Below are 14,845 nucleotides of genomic sequence, written 5' to 3' on the forward strand. Positions count from 1 at the left end.
GGCCCCGTCCGGCGCTATCCGCCGGACGGGTTACCCGAAGATCCCCGCGATGCTGCTGAACAGGCTCGCGAGCAGCTGGATGGCGAGGACCGCGAAGACGATCATGAGGGCGATCGCGATCATCACGCCGGCGGTGTTCGCCGACGGTTTGCCGAGCCTCGGCATCTGCATGGAACGCTTGGCGCGCCGTACTTCGACCTCGGCCTCCTCGTCGACCTCGACCGGCTCTTCCGGCTTCGGCCGGCGGGGCTGGCGGATCAGCTGGGACGGCCTCGACGGCCAGGTTCGCTGCTGGGGCAGGATCCCGATCGGCGCAGCGCCTTGCTCACCCACCGTGCTGACGACCTTGGCGGGCGACGGGGCCGCGGTCTGCTCCGGGCCCGGGCTTTCGGCGGGCCGCTCGTCCGCGAGCATGGCCGCGCTGACCATCCTGCTCACCACTTCGGGGTCGTGCTGGACCGGTCCCGGCACCTGCACGTGGACTTCGTCGGCGCCCGCCGACGGGTTGGCTTGGGCCGTCGTGCCGGTCGTGACCAGCCCGGACAGCGGGTCGGCGAACCTGTCGCCCGGAGGATCTGCCTGAGTGCCATCGCCTTTCACGAAGTCGGGGGCATCGAAGAAGGGAGTTTCGCCCTTCCCGCTCATGGTGACCACCTCACTACGGAATGTCCTCTGCTTCCAGGGTAACCACCTCGGCCCGCCGCACATCCGCCCAATGGGCCAGATAAATGTCACGCGCCGCGAGGCTGATCTTCACATCCTCCAGCAAAGGTTCGAAGAAAGAACGCCGGTACCGGGCATCCGTCGCGGTCGATGCGGCGAAGTACAAACCGGAGAAGACGGCGAGGAAAACGGAGACGTTGACGAGCGCGGAACTCACCGGAAGGGGGACACCCAGCAGTGTCCCCGGCGCCGATTCACGGCCGGCGAACTCCGTCACGACCTCCGGGCTCAGGATCAGCACCCCGAACACGACGAAGAACGCGAACACCAGCACCCCGAACGCCACGATCTGCACCGCTTGGGCGAAGAACAGCACCAGGGCGATGTTCAGGCGCTCGGTCTTCGTCAGCGCGCGCCTGCCAGGTGGCGCGGTGTCGTCGTCGAACGGCGTGCCGCGCAGGACGGTCGCGCCGGGCTCCACGGTCCAGGACTTCAGCTCCTTGATCTCGTCGGACAGCATCGACGCCAGGAACACGGCGCCGATCAGCACGAGGAACCCGACCACCAGCCACAACCGGCCGGGAGTCAGCCGTTCCACCGCTTGCCACAGCTCGGCGGTGAAGAAGCTGAACATCACCACCAGCAGAAGCAGCGGCAACGCCCGTGACGCGAGCGTCCCGATGGCTCTGACCTGGGCGACCGCGCTCCGCGCCGCCCAGGTGAGGATCGAGCCGACACCGATCCGTACCAGGAACATCAGCACGGCCAGCGCGACCAGGTTGGCGAGTACGGCGACCCACAACGGGTTGTCCCACGACACCAGGCCGGTGAGCCGCTCGCCGAGCGGCAGCACGAGCAGCCAGAAGCCGATCGTCGCCGCCATCACGGCCAAGCGGACTCTGGTGCGGCTCAGCACGCGAAGCAGCTTCGCCATCAGCCGTCCGGCGATCACCGGCACCACGACCACGGCGAACGTCAACGCCAGCACGCCGAGCACGTAGCCGACGCCACTGCTGCGCATCCTGGCCGCGAGCACGTCCTCGGGGACGTCGAGCAGCTTCAGCAACGCGGCCAGCAGCAGGTCGAGCAGGCTCAGGAACACCAGCCCCGGCGTGGACCGGCGCACCATGGCCGCCCCACGCCTCCGCCGGTGGATGACCATCGGCAGCCCTCGCCGCCGGAACCACGCGTCGGCCGCGCGCCGGTCCAGGTCCATGCCCGCCCTCCCCCTCGTCCACGGCTACGTCCGGCTCAAGTCCACCGCCTCGTGCAGCCAGCCCGCCAGTGCCCGGCGGTCCATTCCACCGAACATCAGCCATCCTTCGGAAGGGGCGGCGTACAACACGAACCTCCCTGAATCGTTGTCGACGATCACGAAGCCGTAGTCCGGGTACTCGGCGTTCAGCCCGCCGAAGGCGACCAGATCGAGGATCGCCGTGCCGGTGCGCGGACGGCTAAGCGTGTCGGCGACCAGGCCGACCTCCTCGTCCTGGCCGGGCAGCGGCACGCCGTGCTCGTCGATCCTGATGCGCATCGGCTCGGTCTCCCCGGCGGGCACGTGCGGGAGCCCGCCGAAGACCCGGGCGCCGAGTTCGCCGAAATCGCTGAGGCTGAACGTGGTCCGCCGCCCCGACCGCATCCGCCAGACGACCGCTTGATGCCCGTCTCCGTAGCAATCGACGCGCACCGAACGCGGCGCCGAGGCGAAGACACCGGTGAGGACACCTCGCACCGAACCGCGCAGCATCACGCCGTGCATCCGCACCGCGGCCGGATGGATCTCGCCGTTCTCCATCAGCCCGGCCTCTTCGAGCATCGCCGCCTTGGCCGCGTACCGCTCGGCCTGGGTGACGAGATCCGCCGGCTCGTCGTAGGACGGGCACAGACGGCGGATCTCGTCGTCGGTGATCTCCGGGTCGTAGCCCAGGTACACGCTCCGCCGCTCGGGCACCGCGCGCAGCACCGGCTCGGCGGCGCGCCTCATCAGTTCCTTCACGGTCGCCGGTTCACGCATGGTTCTGCACCGCCTTCACGATCCATTGCTCGGCCGTCGACCGGCTGGCCGGGCCCCAGGTGAGCGTCCAGCGGCCGTCGGCGTCCATCGCCGCGCTGAACTGGTACCGGCCGAGGTCGTTGTCCACCAGGCCGAACGCGCCGTGCGGGTACTCGGCGAGGATGGCGTTCCGCACCGCGAGATCGACGAGGACCGTGCCGTGCCGCGGCCGCGAAGCACCCTCGCGGATCACCTCGACGGCCTCTCGCGCCCGCACCGGGATGAGCCCGCCCGCGTCCGTCTCGATGCGCACGGTCTCGCCGGTACCGGGCGGATGGTCGGGCAGCCCGTCGAACACCCAGCCCGGCAACGCGCTGAGGAAACCGGACCGCAGCCGCGCCCGCTTTCCGAGCTTGTTCAGCACCGTCGTGTAGTCCTCGTCGCCGAAGAACCGCACCTCCCACGGCTCCGCGTGCGACGGGAACACGCCGGTCACCACGCCGCGGATGAATCCGCCGCGCAGCGCGCGATACAGCCCGACGGCCTCGGGCGTGACCTCACCGCCGGGGGCCAGCCCGATGGTCGCCATCCCGCTCACGAACCGGGTGTACTGCTCCACCTCCTCGACCAGGGTGAGCCCTGGGGTCGGCTCCTCGTCGGCCAGCACCGGCGGCACGGCGAGCTCCGGGTCGTAGAACTCCATCACCGAGGGACGCTCCGGGACCTCGGCGGACAGCGGGGCGATGACCTCGTCGATGACGTCGAAGACGGCGGTCGTGGAAGAACCGGTCGTTGAAGTGCTCACCTGACCATTGAACACCCTGGTACCGACAATTTTTAGAACTTTTGTTCGAACGGGTGAGGTCGTTCGGCGAGCGGTCGGCGAGCGGTCGGCGAGCGGTTCGCGGTCGACATTCTTGCTCATCTGAGCTACTTTTTGCTCATGCAAGCAAAGGCGAAGACGTTCACCGAGAGTGCGAGACGCGCACAGATCGTGGCCGCGGCCATCGAGACGATCGCCGAACTCGGTTACCCCCGCGCGTCGTTCGCCCGGATCGCAAAACAAGCGGGTCTGTCGAGCACCGGGCTCATCTCGTACCACTTCGCGAACAAGGAGGAACTCGTTCGCACGGTCCTCGAAGACGTCTTCCGCGAGATCGGCGCGTTCATGGCCGAGCGGATGAGCGAGCCCGCGTCCGCGAGCGACGCGCTGCGGACGTACCTGGAGGCGAATCTGGAGTTCGCCGCGGCGCAGCCGACGAGGATGCGCGCGTTGCTGAACATCTTCCTCGGCGGCGCTCTCGACTACGACCCGGCGAGCGAGCGGGCGGCGCTGGAACCGGTCGAACGCATCCTGCGCTGGGGCCAGGAGTCGGGCGAGTTCCGCGAGTTCGACGTCCACGTGATGGCGACGACGATCCGGCGTTCGGTGGAAGGCCCGGTGTTCCTGCTCGCCGGAACGCCGCGACCGGACCTCACCACCTACGCGGCCGAACTCGTGACCCTGTTCGATCTGGCGACCCGAAGGCAGTGATCCCGTGATCCGTCAGTGGGGTGTTGTGCTGCTTGAAGTCGCCGTGCCCGTCGCCGGGTACTACGTGCTTCGCGGCTTCGGCGTCGAAGCGCTCTTCGCGCTCGCCCTCTGCGCCCTGCCGACCGTGCTCTTCGTCCTCTATCGGGCGATCCGTTGGCGGAAGATCGACACTCTCGCGATCTTCGTGCTGACGATCTTCGCGATCAGCGTCGGCGTCTCGTTCGTCACCGGCAGCCCCCGGTTCTTGCTGGCGAAGGCGGGCTGGGTCACCGCAGTGATCGGCGCCGGTTTTCTGGCTTCGCTGCTGTTCTCCAGGCCGCTCGCGTTCGGCATGGCCCGTTCGATGATCGCGAAGAGCCGTTTCGCGGACTCGCTGCGCGCCGCCGAATGGGACGAACTGTGGCCGCGGCACGCGTGGTTCCGGCGGGCGTGGCGGGTCGCGACCGTCCTGTGGGGTGTCGCCCTGCTCGCCGACGCCGCCGGGCGGGTCCTGCTGGCGTACACACTGCCGGTCGATTCGGTGCCCGCGCTCGGCACCGCGCTGTACGGCGTCACGTTCGTCGCCGTGCAGGTCCTGCAACACCTCTATTTCCGCCGCGTCGGGCTGTGGCGCCGGCTCGCGGACTCCTGAAAGGACCTCTCATGCATCTTCTGCTGGCCATCGTCACCGGCCTTCTCGCGATCGTCGCCCCGGCGGACCCGCTCGTCGTCCGCACCGACGCCGGCCCGGTCCGCGGCATGGACTCGGGGCCGACACGGACCTTCAACGGGATCAGGTTCGCCGCCCCGCCCGTCGGCGAGGACCGCTGGAAGCCGCCGCGCCCGCCCGAACCGTGGAAGGACGTCGCCGACGCGACGAAACCCGGCCCCGCCTGCACCCAGTTCATGCCGGGCAGCGCCGAGGACTGTCTCTTCCTGAACGTCACCGTGCCGCGCGACGCGGGGAGCCGCCGCCTGCCGGTGCTCGTCTGGCTGCACGGCGGCGGCTACACGATCGACGCGGGCAGCCTCTACGGCGCGCAACGGCTGGCGGACCAGGGCGACGTCGTCGTGGTGACGACGAACTACCGGCTCGGCGTCTTCGGCTACTTCGGCCTCCCCGGCCTCGCGGGTTCCGGCGATTTCGGGCTCATGGACCAGCTTTCCGCGCTGCGCTGGACGCAGCGCAACATCGCCGCGTTCGGCGGCGACCCGCGGAACGTGACACTGGCGGGGCAGTCCGCGGGCGGGATGAGCACCTGCGCACTGCTCACGTCGCCCGCGGCGGCCGGTCTGTTCCACAAGGCCGCGATCATGTCCGGCTCCTGCCTGCTGAACTGGCCTCCCGGCGGTCTCATCCCGAATCAGCCCGCCCAGACCCCGTACTCTCCGCTCGCCAAGACCGAAGCCGACGGCGCGGCGATGGCCGCGAGCCACGGCTGCGAAGGCCCGGACGCGCTCGGCTGCCTGCGTCGTCTTTCGGCCGCGGATCTGTTGAAGGACCACCAGTCCTTCGCCAATCACCTGACCTATGGGACGCCGCTGCTCCCGCTCGACCCCGCGAAAGCCGTGCGGTGGGGTGCTTTTCACCGCGTGCCGGTGATTTCGGGCGGCACGCACGACGAGATGCGGGCGTTCGTCGCGGGCGTCGCCCAGCACAAGCCGATCACCGAGGAGCGCTATCAGGAGTTCCTGCGCAACGCTTTCGGCGAACGCGCGGACGAGGTCGCGGCCGAGTATCCGTCACGGGACTACCTGTCGCCCGCGATGGCCTGGGCGACCGTGACCACCGACCGGTCGTGGGCCTGCCCGACGGCCGAAGGGAACCGGCTGCTGTCGCGACGGACTTCCGTGCACGCCTACGAATTCGACGACAAGAACGCGCCGAACGTGAACCGGATCGAGGCGCCCGGCCTCCCGCACGGCGCGGCGCACGCGCTGGACCTGGTCTACCTCTTCGAGCTCAGCGGGGTGGAGGAGTCACTGGACGCGGCGCAGCAACGGCTTTCGCGGCAGATGATCGCGTACTGGACCACCTTCATGCGCACGGGTGATCCGAACGCGCCCGGATCGCCCCGATGGGATTCGGATGCCGTGCTGTCGCTCGCCCCGGACGTGATCCGGCCTGTCGCGCACGACGTCGACCATCGATGCGGCTTCTGGGCGGGCCTTGGCTCCTGACAGACGTCCCCCAATGCTATGAACGGTCCGTTACTTGCGAAATTCGCAAGTAACGGACCGTTCATAGCGCGCGTCAGGGGCGCTACTTCGTCTTCGTGGCCGTCGAGCGCGTCGAAGGCTTCTTCGCCGCCGCCGTCTTGGTCGCCGCCGTCTTGGTCGCCGCCGTCTTGGACGCGGCGGTCTTCTTGGCCGCGGTCGTCTTGGTGGCCGTCGTCTTCGACGCCGCCGTCTTCCGCGCCGGAGCCTTGCGCTTGGGCGCCGGGCCCTTCGCGCGCTTCTCCGCCAGCAGTTCGGCGGCACGCTCGGCGGTCAGCTCCTCGATGCTGTCCGACTTCCGCAGCGTCGCGTTGTACTCGCCATCGGTCACGTACGGACCGAAGCGGCCGTCCTTGACCACCATCGGCTTACCGGACACGGGGTCGTCGCCCAGTTCTTTCAGCGGCGGCTTCGCGGTCGCGGACCGGCCACGCTGCTTCGGCTCCGAGTAGATCTTCAGGGCCTCTTCGAGCGTGATCGAGAACAGCTGATCCTCGGTCGTGAGCGAACGCGAGTCCGTGCCCTTCTTCAGGTACGGCCCGTAGCGCCCGTTCTGCGCGGTGATCTCGTCGCCGGATTCCGGGTCCTTGCCGACCACGCGCGGCAGCGAAAGCAGCTTCAGAGCGTCTTCGAGAGTCATCGTCTCGATCGACATCGACTTGAACAGCGAGCCCGTCCGCGGCTTCGGCTGCTTCGCCTTGGCGGCCTTCTTCTGCGCGGCCGTCGCGCCTTCGGGCAGCGGCTCCGGCTCGGGCAGGAGCTCGGTGACGTACGGGCCGAAGCGGCCTTCCTTCGCCACGATCTCGTGTCCGCTGACCGGGTCCTTGCCGAGTACGCGGCCTTCCTGCGGCGTCGCGAACAGCTTCTCCGCGATCTCCTTGGTCAGCTCGTCCGGCGGCAGGTCCTCGGGCAGGTTCGCCCGCTGCGACGTCCCGTCCACCTCGCGCTCGAGGTACGGACCGTAGCGGCCGACACGCACGACGACGGTGTGGCCGTCGGCGTCGGTGAACAGCGGGATCGAGTTGATCTCGCGGGCGTCGATGTCCTCGACTCCCGAGCCGACCAGCTTCTTCAGCCCGCCGAGACGGCCGACCGAACCGTCGACGCCCATGTCGCCACCGAAGTAGAACTTCGACAACCACTGCGTGCGGTGCTCGTCACCGGCGGCGATGCGGTCGAGCTCGTCCTCCATACCGGCGGTGAAGTCGTAGTCGACCAGCCGCTCGAAGTGCCGCTCCATCAGGCCGATCACGGCGAACGCGACCCAGGAGGGCACCAGCGCGGAACCCTTCTTCCACACGTAGCCGCGGTCCTGGATGGTCTTGATGATCGACGCGTACGTCGACGGGCGGCCGATGCCCAGCTCTTCGAGCTTGCTGACCAGGCTCGGCTCCGAGTAGCGCGCAGGCGGCGACGTGGTGTGCCCGTCCGGGCTCAGCTCGGTCGCGGTCAGCGCCTGGTCCTTGACCAGCTGCGGAAGACGGCTCTGCTTGTCGTCCGCCTCGCCACCGCTCTCGGTGTCGACGGCCTCGACGTACGCCTTGAGGAACCCGGCGAAGGTGATCGTGCGGCCCGACGAGGCGAACGTGCACTCCTCGCCGCTGGTGGCGGTGCCGACGATGCGCACCGACATCGTGGTGCCCTTCGCGTCCGCCATCTGCGACGCGATCGTGCGCTGCCAGATCATCTCGTAAAGGCGGTACTCGTCGGTGTCCAGATCCTTCGCGACCTGGCCCGGCGTGCGGAAGACCTCACCCGAAGGGCGGATCGCCTCGTGGGCTTCCTGCGCGTTCTTCACCTTGCGGGTGTACTGACGCGGCGACGGCGAGACGTACTCCTTGCCGTACAACTGCGTGGCCTGGCTGCGCGCCGCCGAGATCGCCGACTCCGACAGTGTCGTGGAGTCGGTACGCATATAAGTGATGTACCCGTTCTCGTACAGCTTCTGCGCGATCCGCATGGTGCGCTCGGAGGTGAACCGCAGCTTGCGGCCCGCCTCCTGCTGCAGGGTCGAGGTCATGAAGGGCGCGTACGGCTTGCGCGTGTACGGCTTCTCCTCGACGCTCGCGACCTTGAAGTCGCGGTTCTTCAGCGCCTCGGCCAGCCGGACGGCGTCGGCCTCGGCCAGCACGCGGATCTCGTTGTTCGAGGCCTTGAGCTGCCCATCCGAGCCGAAGTCACGGCCGGTGGCCAGGCGCGCGCCGTCGACGGCGATCATCCTGGCGGGGAAGTTCCGCGGCGAAGCCTCGGCGCCGGCGTCCATCGTCGCGGAGATGTCCCAGTACGACGCCGAGGTGAAGCGCATGCGCTCGCGCTCCCGCTCGACCACGATCCTGGTCGCGACGGACTGCACGCGGCCCGCCGAAAGCTTCGGCATGACCTTCTTCCACAGCACGGGCGAGACCTCGTAGCCGTAGAGCCGGTCCAGGATGCGGCGGGTCTCCTGCGCGTCGACCAGGTCGCCGTCGAGCTCACGGGTGCTGTCGGCCGCGGCGCGGATCGCCTGCTCGGTGACCTCGTGGAAGACCATCCGGCGCACCGGGACCTTCGGCTTGAGGGTCTCCAGCAGATGCCAGGCGATGGCTTCGCCCTCGCGGTCGGGGTCCGTGGCGAGGTAGAGCTCGTCGACGTCCTTCAGCAGCCCCTTCAGCTCCGTGACCTTGGACTTCTTGTCCGGCGTGACGACGTAGAGCGCCTTGAAGTCGTTGTCGACGTCGACACCCAGCCGCGCCCACGACTCGCCCTTGTACTGGGCGGGGACGTCGGCCGCGCCGCGGGGAAGGTCCCGGATGTGTCCGACGGAGGACTCCACGACGTAGTTACCGCCGAGGTACGGGGCGATCTTGCGGGCCTTGGTCGGCGACTCGACGATCACCAGCCGACGACGGCCCGCGCCGTCGTCCGACGCCGCGGTCTTCTTCGTCCGTGCTCCTGCCACGCTGTCCTGCTCTCCGCTCATCTTCGGCGCCTTCGCGCCGCCTCTCGACCCGTCAGTGTGCACGCTCGCACCGCCCGGACCACGGCTAGGTGGCGCAACACGCCGCCGATCGTGTGTCCAGCGCATCGCCGCTGACCTCGTCGATGTTTCCTTTCAACACCTAGCACGTGATGTCGGACACGTCCGCCTGGGGTCCCGCGTGACGGGGCGAACACCCTCCGTTCGACGGTGGTGGCTCCCCTCCCGCCAACGCTTCACTTGATGTCCACGCCGACCCGAAAGGACTCCACGTGACCCGACGACTTCTCGGCACACTGTTCGCCATGCTGACCGCGTCCGCCCTGGTCGGCATCGCGCCGGCGCACGCGGCCACGACCACTTTCGCCGGAACCGTGGCGTTGTCGAACTGCTCCGGGTCGGTGGTCAAACCGCCCGAGGCGAGCCTCGACGACCCGGCCCTCGTCCTTTCCAACGGGCATTGCCTGCAAGAAGGTTTCCCGGACCCTGGGGAAGTAATCGTCGACAAGCCGTCCACGCGGACCTTCAGCCTGCTGTCCAAGGACGGCCGCTCTTCGCTCGGCACGCTCAAGGCGAAGAAGCTGCTCTACGCGACGATGACCGACACCGACGTCTCGCTCTACCAGCTCGACACCAGCTACGCCAAGATCAAGTCGGCCTACGGTATCGCCCCGCTGACCCTCTCGCCGACCCGTCCGTCGGCGGGTATCGCGATGGACGTGGTGTCGGGTTACTGGAAGAAGATCTACTCCTGCAACGTCGACGGCTTCGTCCACGAGCTGCGCGAGGCGAACTGGGTCTGGAAGGACTCGATCAGGTACACCTCGGCGTGCAAGACGATCGGCGGGACCTCGGGGTCGCCGATCGTCGAGACGGCCACGGGGAAGGTCGTCGGCGTCAACAACACCGGCAACGAAAGCGGCCAGCGGTGCACGATGAACAACCCGTGCGAGGTCGACGCCGCCGGGAAGGTGACCGTGCGGAAGGGCATCAACTACGGGCAGCAGACCTACCAGCTGACCTCCTGTCTCTCGCACAGTGAACTGGACCTGTCGAACCCGAACTGCCGGGCTCCGAAACCCTGACCTCACCCTCCTCGTGAGTGGCTAGGACGGTTCTAACCGTCCTAGCCACTCACGAGGATCAGACGGCACGCACCACCGGCACCAAGCTCGGCCAGGCGGGCTCGGCACCCGCCGGCGCGTCTCCGATCAGCTCCAGCACGTGCGCGAGCCGCCTCCGCCCGGTGACGCGCAGCAGCGCATCTTCGCCCTTCTGCGCCTTCGCCGGCACGCCCAGCTGGGCCAGCGCCGTGATCAGCCGCTCGTGCGTCTCGGGCGCGCCCGGATCGAGGGCGAGCAGGTAGCCATTGCCCTGGGGACTACCCGCCGCCAGCGCCCACATCCTCAACATGGCCCCGTCGAGCCGGAAGCCTTCCGGCAGGACCTTCTCCTCACCACGGTTCCAGCGCTGCTCCAGGGGCAGCAGGTCGACCCGGAACGGCGTTCTCACGAGCGGCCGCCCGCATTCGGCGGCCGAGACCTGTGCCTGGACGCCGCGACGACGACATTCCCTGGCGAGGGCACCCGCCCGCCATGGCTCGTCGACCACGGCGGACAGCCGCGCGGCCGTCCGCCCGAAACCCGTCACCCACCCGGGCCCGCACAGCACACCGGCGAGGTCGGCGAGCCCCGGCCCGCTCGCCTCCGCCGAGAAGAGCGAGATCGTCCCGTCCACCCGGACAGAATAGAACACAAGTTCGACTCATGGCCAGTGATGACGTGGTGACTCAGCGAGGTTGTTTGACCAAATCCTGGCAAATCGGGATCCGGCTGCTCGCCGCGGCGAGCTGAGGGACGTCGTTAAGGCCCCTGAGAAGGTCGAGGCGGTCTAGTTCGTCGAGGGACGTCCTCGCGTCGCGAAGCGCCGTTTTCGTCGCTTCGGGGTCGCTTGAGGAGTCGAGCCGGTGGCGGACGTCGTCGGCGCGGACCCGGATCCCTTCAAGCTGGGAGACGGCGGCCGTACGCGCGGCGTCACCCCCGGCGACCGGCGCCGGGCCGAGGTTCTTCAAGGCGGTGGAGGTCCGATCCAGCCCTTCGACCACCGAGGCCATCAGCTCGGTCGAGGTACGGGAAGCCTGTTGCGGCGTGCTCGGATCGACGCTGGGCAGCGTCGCCAGCGTCCCGACGAGGCCGCCTGCCGCGCCGCAGTATCCCTCCGTCCAAGCGGAGGCGGGGTCGGCCTCCGACGCGCTGACCGTCGCGAGACCTTCTTGTCTGGCGTGGGAAGTCACCGCGGGCTGCTGCCCGCACCCGGCGAGGCCGAGTCCGATACCTGTTGCTAGCGCGGCAAGGACGGTGAACCGCGGCCGCACGAAAACACCTCCCGACCTGACGACTTCCCGGCTGGCCCCCGACGGTACCGATACCGGGGGGCAATGCAAATCAACGCGACGCCGGACACAGGTCAGGAAGGCAGCTTCTCGCAGTTCGGGGCGTGCGCGGCCAGCGTTTTCAACGAAACGTTCGTTTCCAGCTGCTGGAACGGGTCGGGCATGTCGTTGATGTCGGATCCGATCTGCCGGAAGGATGCCGCGGCGGCCGCCACGGCGGCCTTGTCGTCCTTCGGCGCGGCGTCGAGCGCGGCCTTCGCGGCGAGCACCTTGTCCCGGATCGGCGTCAGCGTGTCGACGATGGTCTTGCGCGCCGCGTCGGCTTCCGCGCTCGGGGCCTGGCCGAGCTTCCCCAATCCGGTGACCGCGTTGTCGAATCCGGGCGCGAACACCCCGAAGGCCTCGTCCATCGCCTTCCGCGCGCTGGCGACGTCGTCCTGCTCGAAGCCGGGCAGCCGGAAATCGCCGATCTTGGCGAAGTCGATCAGCGAACCGCAGAAACCGTCCATCCAGGAACCACCGGCCACGGAGGCGGGAGAAGGGCCGGCCGGCCGTTCGGCGCCGCCACAGCCGGCCAGCAGGAAAACGGTGGCGAACAGGATGATCGAACGCCTCATGGCAGGGACTCTCCCGGATCGGATCGGCGTGACGGGCAGACCTTGGCCCGCATCGGACAGACGCCGGGCCCGCCACGAAAGATCGTGACGGGCCCGGCGGTGGAGAACCGTTACGCCTTCGTTTGCGCGGGGCTCTCGGAGAGAACCGACTCGCGGCGCTTGGAGACCACGATCGCCGCGACGATGATCGCGACGGCGACCAGCGAGATCGCGATGCGGATGCCGACGTTGGCGTCCGCGCCGATCGAGAACTGCACGACCGCCGGGGCGATCAGCACCGACACCAGGTTCATCACCTTGATCAACGGGTTGATCGCGGGACCGGCGGTGTCCTTGAACGGGTCACCCACGGTGTCACCGATGATGGTGGCCTCGTGCGAGTCCGAACCCTTGCCGCCGTGGTTGCCGTCCTCCACGAGCTTCTTCGCGTTGTCCCAGGCACCACCGGAGTTGGCGAGGAAGATCGCCATCAGGGTGCCGGTCGCGATCGCGCCGGCCAGGTAGCCGGCGAGCGCGCCGGTGCCGAGACCGAAGCCGACCGCGATGGGGGCGAAGACCGCGAGCAGACCGGGCGTGGTCAGTTCACGCAGCGAGTCCCGCGTGACGATGTCGACGACCCGGCCGTACTCGGGACGGGTGGTGCCCTCCATGATCCCCGGGATGTCGCGGAACTGGCGGCGCACTTCGTAGACGACCGCTCCGGCGGCACGGGAGACCGCGTTGACCGCGAGACCGGAGAACAGGAACACGACCGCCGCACCGATGATGACACCGACCAGGGTGTTCGGGCTGACCACTTCGTTGACGAAGAAGTTCAGCGCGGACGCGCTGGCCTGCGCCGCCTCCGGGATCGACTTGAGCGCCTTGCTGATCGCGTCCTGATAGGACCCGAACAGCGCCGTCGCCGCGAGGACCGCCGTCGCGATCGCGATGCCCTTGGTGATGGCCTTGGTGGTGTTGCCGACCGCGTCGAGCTCGGTCAGGATCTGCGCCGCGTCCTCGTCGACGTCACCCGACATCTCCGCGATGCCCTGCGCGTTGTCCGAAACCGGGCCGAAGGTGTCCATCGCGACGATGACGCCGACCGTGGTGAGCAGACCGGTACCGGCCAGCGCCACGGCGAACAGCGCGACACCGCCACCGAGCAGGTACGCGCCGAACACGGCCGCGCTGATGACGAGCGCGGTGTACACGGCGGACTCGAAACCGACCGAGATACCGGCCAGGATCACCGTCGCCGCACCGGTTTCCGAAGACTTGCCGACCTCCTTCACCGGCTTGTGCTCGGTGCCGGTGTAGTAGCCGGTGATCTTGAGGATGACCGCCGCGAGCACGATGCCGATGATCACCGAGACGGTCGCGATGAGCGCCGGGCTGCCGGACTCGCTCGTGGCGCCGCCGGTCAGCTCGGAGAACGAACCGGGCAGGTAGACGAACGCCGCGATCGTCGAGAGCACCGCGGAAATCCCCGCGGAGATGTAGAAGGAGCGGTTGATCGTGACCAGACCGCCTTCGCCCGCCTTGGCCTTGGTGATGTAGACACCGATGACCGCGGTGATCACGCCGATGGCGGGAACGATGAGCGGGAAGATCAGGCCGTGCACGCCGAAGGCGGTGCTGCCGAGGATCAGTGCCGCCACGAGCATGACCGCGTACGACTCGAAGAGGTCCGCCGCCATCCCGGCGCAGTCGCCCACGTTGTCACCGACGTTGTCGGCGATGGTGGCCGCGTTGCGCGGGTCGTCCTCGGGGATGCCCTGCTCGACCTTGCCGACCAGGTCGGCGCCGACGTCGGCGGCCTTCGTGAAGATACCGCCGCCGACACGCATGAACATCGCGATCAGCGCGGCACCGAAACCGAAGCCCTCCAACACCTTCGGAGCCTGTCCGGTGTAGACGAGGACGACCACCGCGGCGCCGAAGAGGCCGAGACCGACGGTGATCATGCCGACGACGCCACCGGTGCGGAAGGCCACGCGCATCGCCTTCTCGCGACCGCCTTCCTCCCGCGACGCCGCCGCGACGCGCAGGTTCGCCTGCGTCGCCAGCCACATGCCGAGATAACCGATCGCGAAGGAGAACGCCGCGCCGACCAGGAAGAAGATCGACCTGCCGATCTTTTCGTTCCAGTCATCGGCCGGCAAAGCGAAGAGCAGCACGAACACGATTCCCCCGAAGATCACGAGGGTGTTGCGCTGCCGTTTGAGATAGGCAGCCGCGCCTTCCTGCACTGCCTTCGCGATGTCCTGCATCTTGGTGGTGCCCTGGCCGGCGGCCAGCACCTCCTTGAGCAGAACGTAGCCGATGACCAGTGCGGCAAGGGCGACCACGGCGATTACACCGACGATGGTGTAACCACCTCCGGAGAGCGTGAGTTCGCCCTCCGCGAGGAACTGCCGGGACATTCGTCCTCCTGGAGACGTCGCCGTTGGCCAACGACGATCCGCCGATGGAACCGGCGTGCCGACGCTGGCATGGGGGAACTGAACCGGGC

Annotated in this window: 13 protein-coding genes; 4 read left to right on the top strand and 9 right to left on the bottom strand. The window is 68.5% G+C overall.

Translation table 11 applies throughout. From position 1 onward, the window contains the following. Positions 1 to 30: 30 nt before the first annotated feature. From ACOCEP_RS08385 to ACOCEP_RS08400, 4 genes are read right to left on the bottom strand one after another with little or no spacing between them, the layout of a single operon-like run. Positions 31 to 645: a hypothetical protein gene (locus ACOCEP_RS08385; RefSeq protein ID WP_482336700.1), complete on the bottom strand. Its 615-nt coding sequence runs from the start codon at positions 643 to 645 to the stop codon at positions 31 to 33. A gap of 13 nt (positions 646 to 658) precedes the next feature. Next, complete coding sequence (locus tag ACOCEP_RS08390) at positions 659 to 1,879, bottom strand: hypothetical protein (protein WP_482336701.1); 1,221 nt, start codon at positions 1,877 to 1,879, stop codon at positions 659 to 661. Positions 1,880 to 1,903: 24 nt separating this feature from the next. Beyond that, the gene (locus ACOCEP_RS08395) at positions 1,904 to 2,677 is read right to left on the bottom strand and encodes an ESX secretion-associated protein EspG (RefSeq protein ID WP_482336702.1); all 774 of its coding nucleotides are present in this window, start codon (positions 2,675 to 2,677) and stop codon (positions 1,904 to 1,906) included. After that, complete coding sequence (locus ACOCEP_RS08400) at positions 2,670 to 3,476, bottom strand: ESX secretion-associated protein EspG (RefSeq protein WP_482336704.1); 807 nt, start codon at positions 3,474 to 3,476, stop codon at positions 2,670 to 2,672. The genes ACOCEP_RS08395 and ACOCEP_RS08400 overlap by 8 nt, the downstream gene beginning before the upstream one ends. A 123-nt stretch (positions 3,477 to 3,599) precedes the next feature. Between ACOCEP_RS08400 and ACOCEP_RS08405 the strand changes: the two genes are divergently transcribed. The 3 genes from ACOCEP_RS08405 to ACOCEP_RS08415 are packed head-to-tail and all read left to right on the top strand — an operon-like array spanning position 3,600 to position 6,350. Further along, positions 3,600 to 4,190 carry a TetR/AcrR family transcriptional regulator gene (locus ACOCEP_RS08405; protein WP_482336705.1) on the top strand — a complete coding sequence of 197 codons (591 nt, stop codon included), beginning with the start codon at positions 3,600 to 3,602 and terminating at the stop codon, positions 4,188 to 4,190. Positions 4,191 to 4,215: 25 nt separating this feature from the next. After that, positions 4,216 to 4,821, top strand: a complete 606-nt coding sequence (locus tag ACOCEP_RS08410) for a VC0807 family protein (protein WP_482336707.1) — start codon at positions 4,216 to 4,218, stop codon at positions 4,819 to 4,821. Between the two features lie 11 nt (positions 4,822 to 4,832). After that, positions 4,833 to 6,350, top strand: a complete 1,518-nt coding sequence (locus tag ACOCEP_RS08415) for a carboxylesterase/lipase family protein (protein WP_482336708.1) — start codon at positions 4,833 to 4,835, stop codon at positions 6,348 to 6,350. An 82-nt stretch (positions 6,351 to 6,432) separates the two neighbouring features. Here ACOCEP_RS08415 and topA read toward each other — a convergent pair whose 3' ends face one another. Continuing rightward, positions 6,433 to 9,345, bottom strand: a complete 2,913-nt coding sequence (gene topA / locus ACOCEP_RS08420) for a type I DNA topoisomerase (protein WP_482336709.1) — start codon at positions 9,343 to 9,345, stop codon at positions 6,433 to 6,435. Positions 9,346 to 9,614: 269 nt separating this feature from the next. Here topA and ACOCEP_RS08425 point away from each other — a divergent pair, with 269 nt between their 5' ends. Further along, a complete protein-coding gene (locus ACOCEP_RS08425; RefSeq protein ID WP_482336710.1) occupies positions 9,615 to 10,427 on the top strand; it encodes a S1 family peptidase in 813 nt (270 codons plus the stop codon). Between the two features lie 58 nt (positions 10,428 to 10,485). On the opposite strand, the gene ACOCEP_RS08430 is transcribed toward ACOCEP_RS08425, so the two are convergent. The 4 genes from ACOCEP_RS08430 to ACOCEP_RS08445 all read right to left on the bottom strand — a co-directional run bounded on the left by ACOCEP_RS08430 (position 10,486) and on the right by ACOCEP_RS08445 (position 14,756). Beyond that, positions 10,486 to 11,097 (bottom strand): hypothetical protein, encoded by a 612-nt coding sequence (locus ACOCEP_RS08430; protein ID WP_482336711.1) that lies wholly within the window; start codon positions 11,095 to 11,097, stop codon positions 10,486 to 10,488. Between the two features lie 34 nt (positions 11,098 to 11,131). After that, the gene (locus ACOCEP_RS08435; RefSeq protein WP_482336712.1) at positions 11,132 to 11,716 is read right to left on the bottom strand and encodes a hypothetical protein; all 585 of its coding nucleotides are present in this window, start codon (positions 11,714 to 11,716) and stop codon (positions 11,132 to 11,134) included. 92 nt (positions 11,717 to 11,808) lie between these two features. Then, positions 11,809 to 12,351 carry a hypothetical protein gene (locus ACOCEP_RS08440; protein ID WP_482336714.1) on the bottom strand — a complete coding sequence of 181 codons (543 nt, stop codon included), beginning with the start codon at positions 12,349 to 12,351 and terminating at the stop codon, positions 11,809 to 11,811. A 110-nt stretch (positions 12,352 to 12,461) separates the two neighbouring features. Then, a complete protein-coding gene (locus ACOCEP_RS08445) occupies positions 12,462 to 14,756 on the bottom strand; it encodes a sodium-translocating pyrophosphatase (protein WP_482336715.1) in 2,295 nt (764 codons plus the stop codon). Between the last annotated feature and the right edge of the window lie 89 nt (positions 14,757 to 14,845).

The organism is Amycolatopsis sp. CA-211722, from assembly GCF_056828465.1.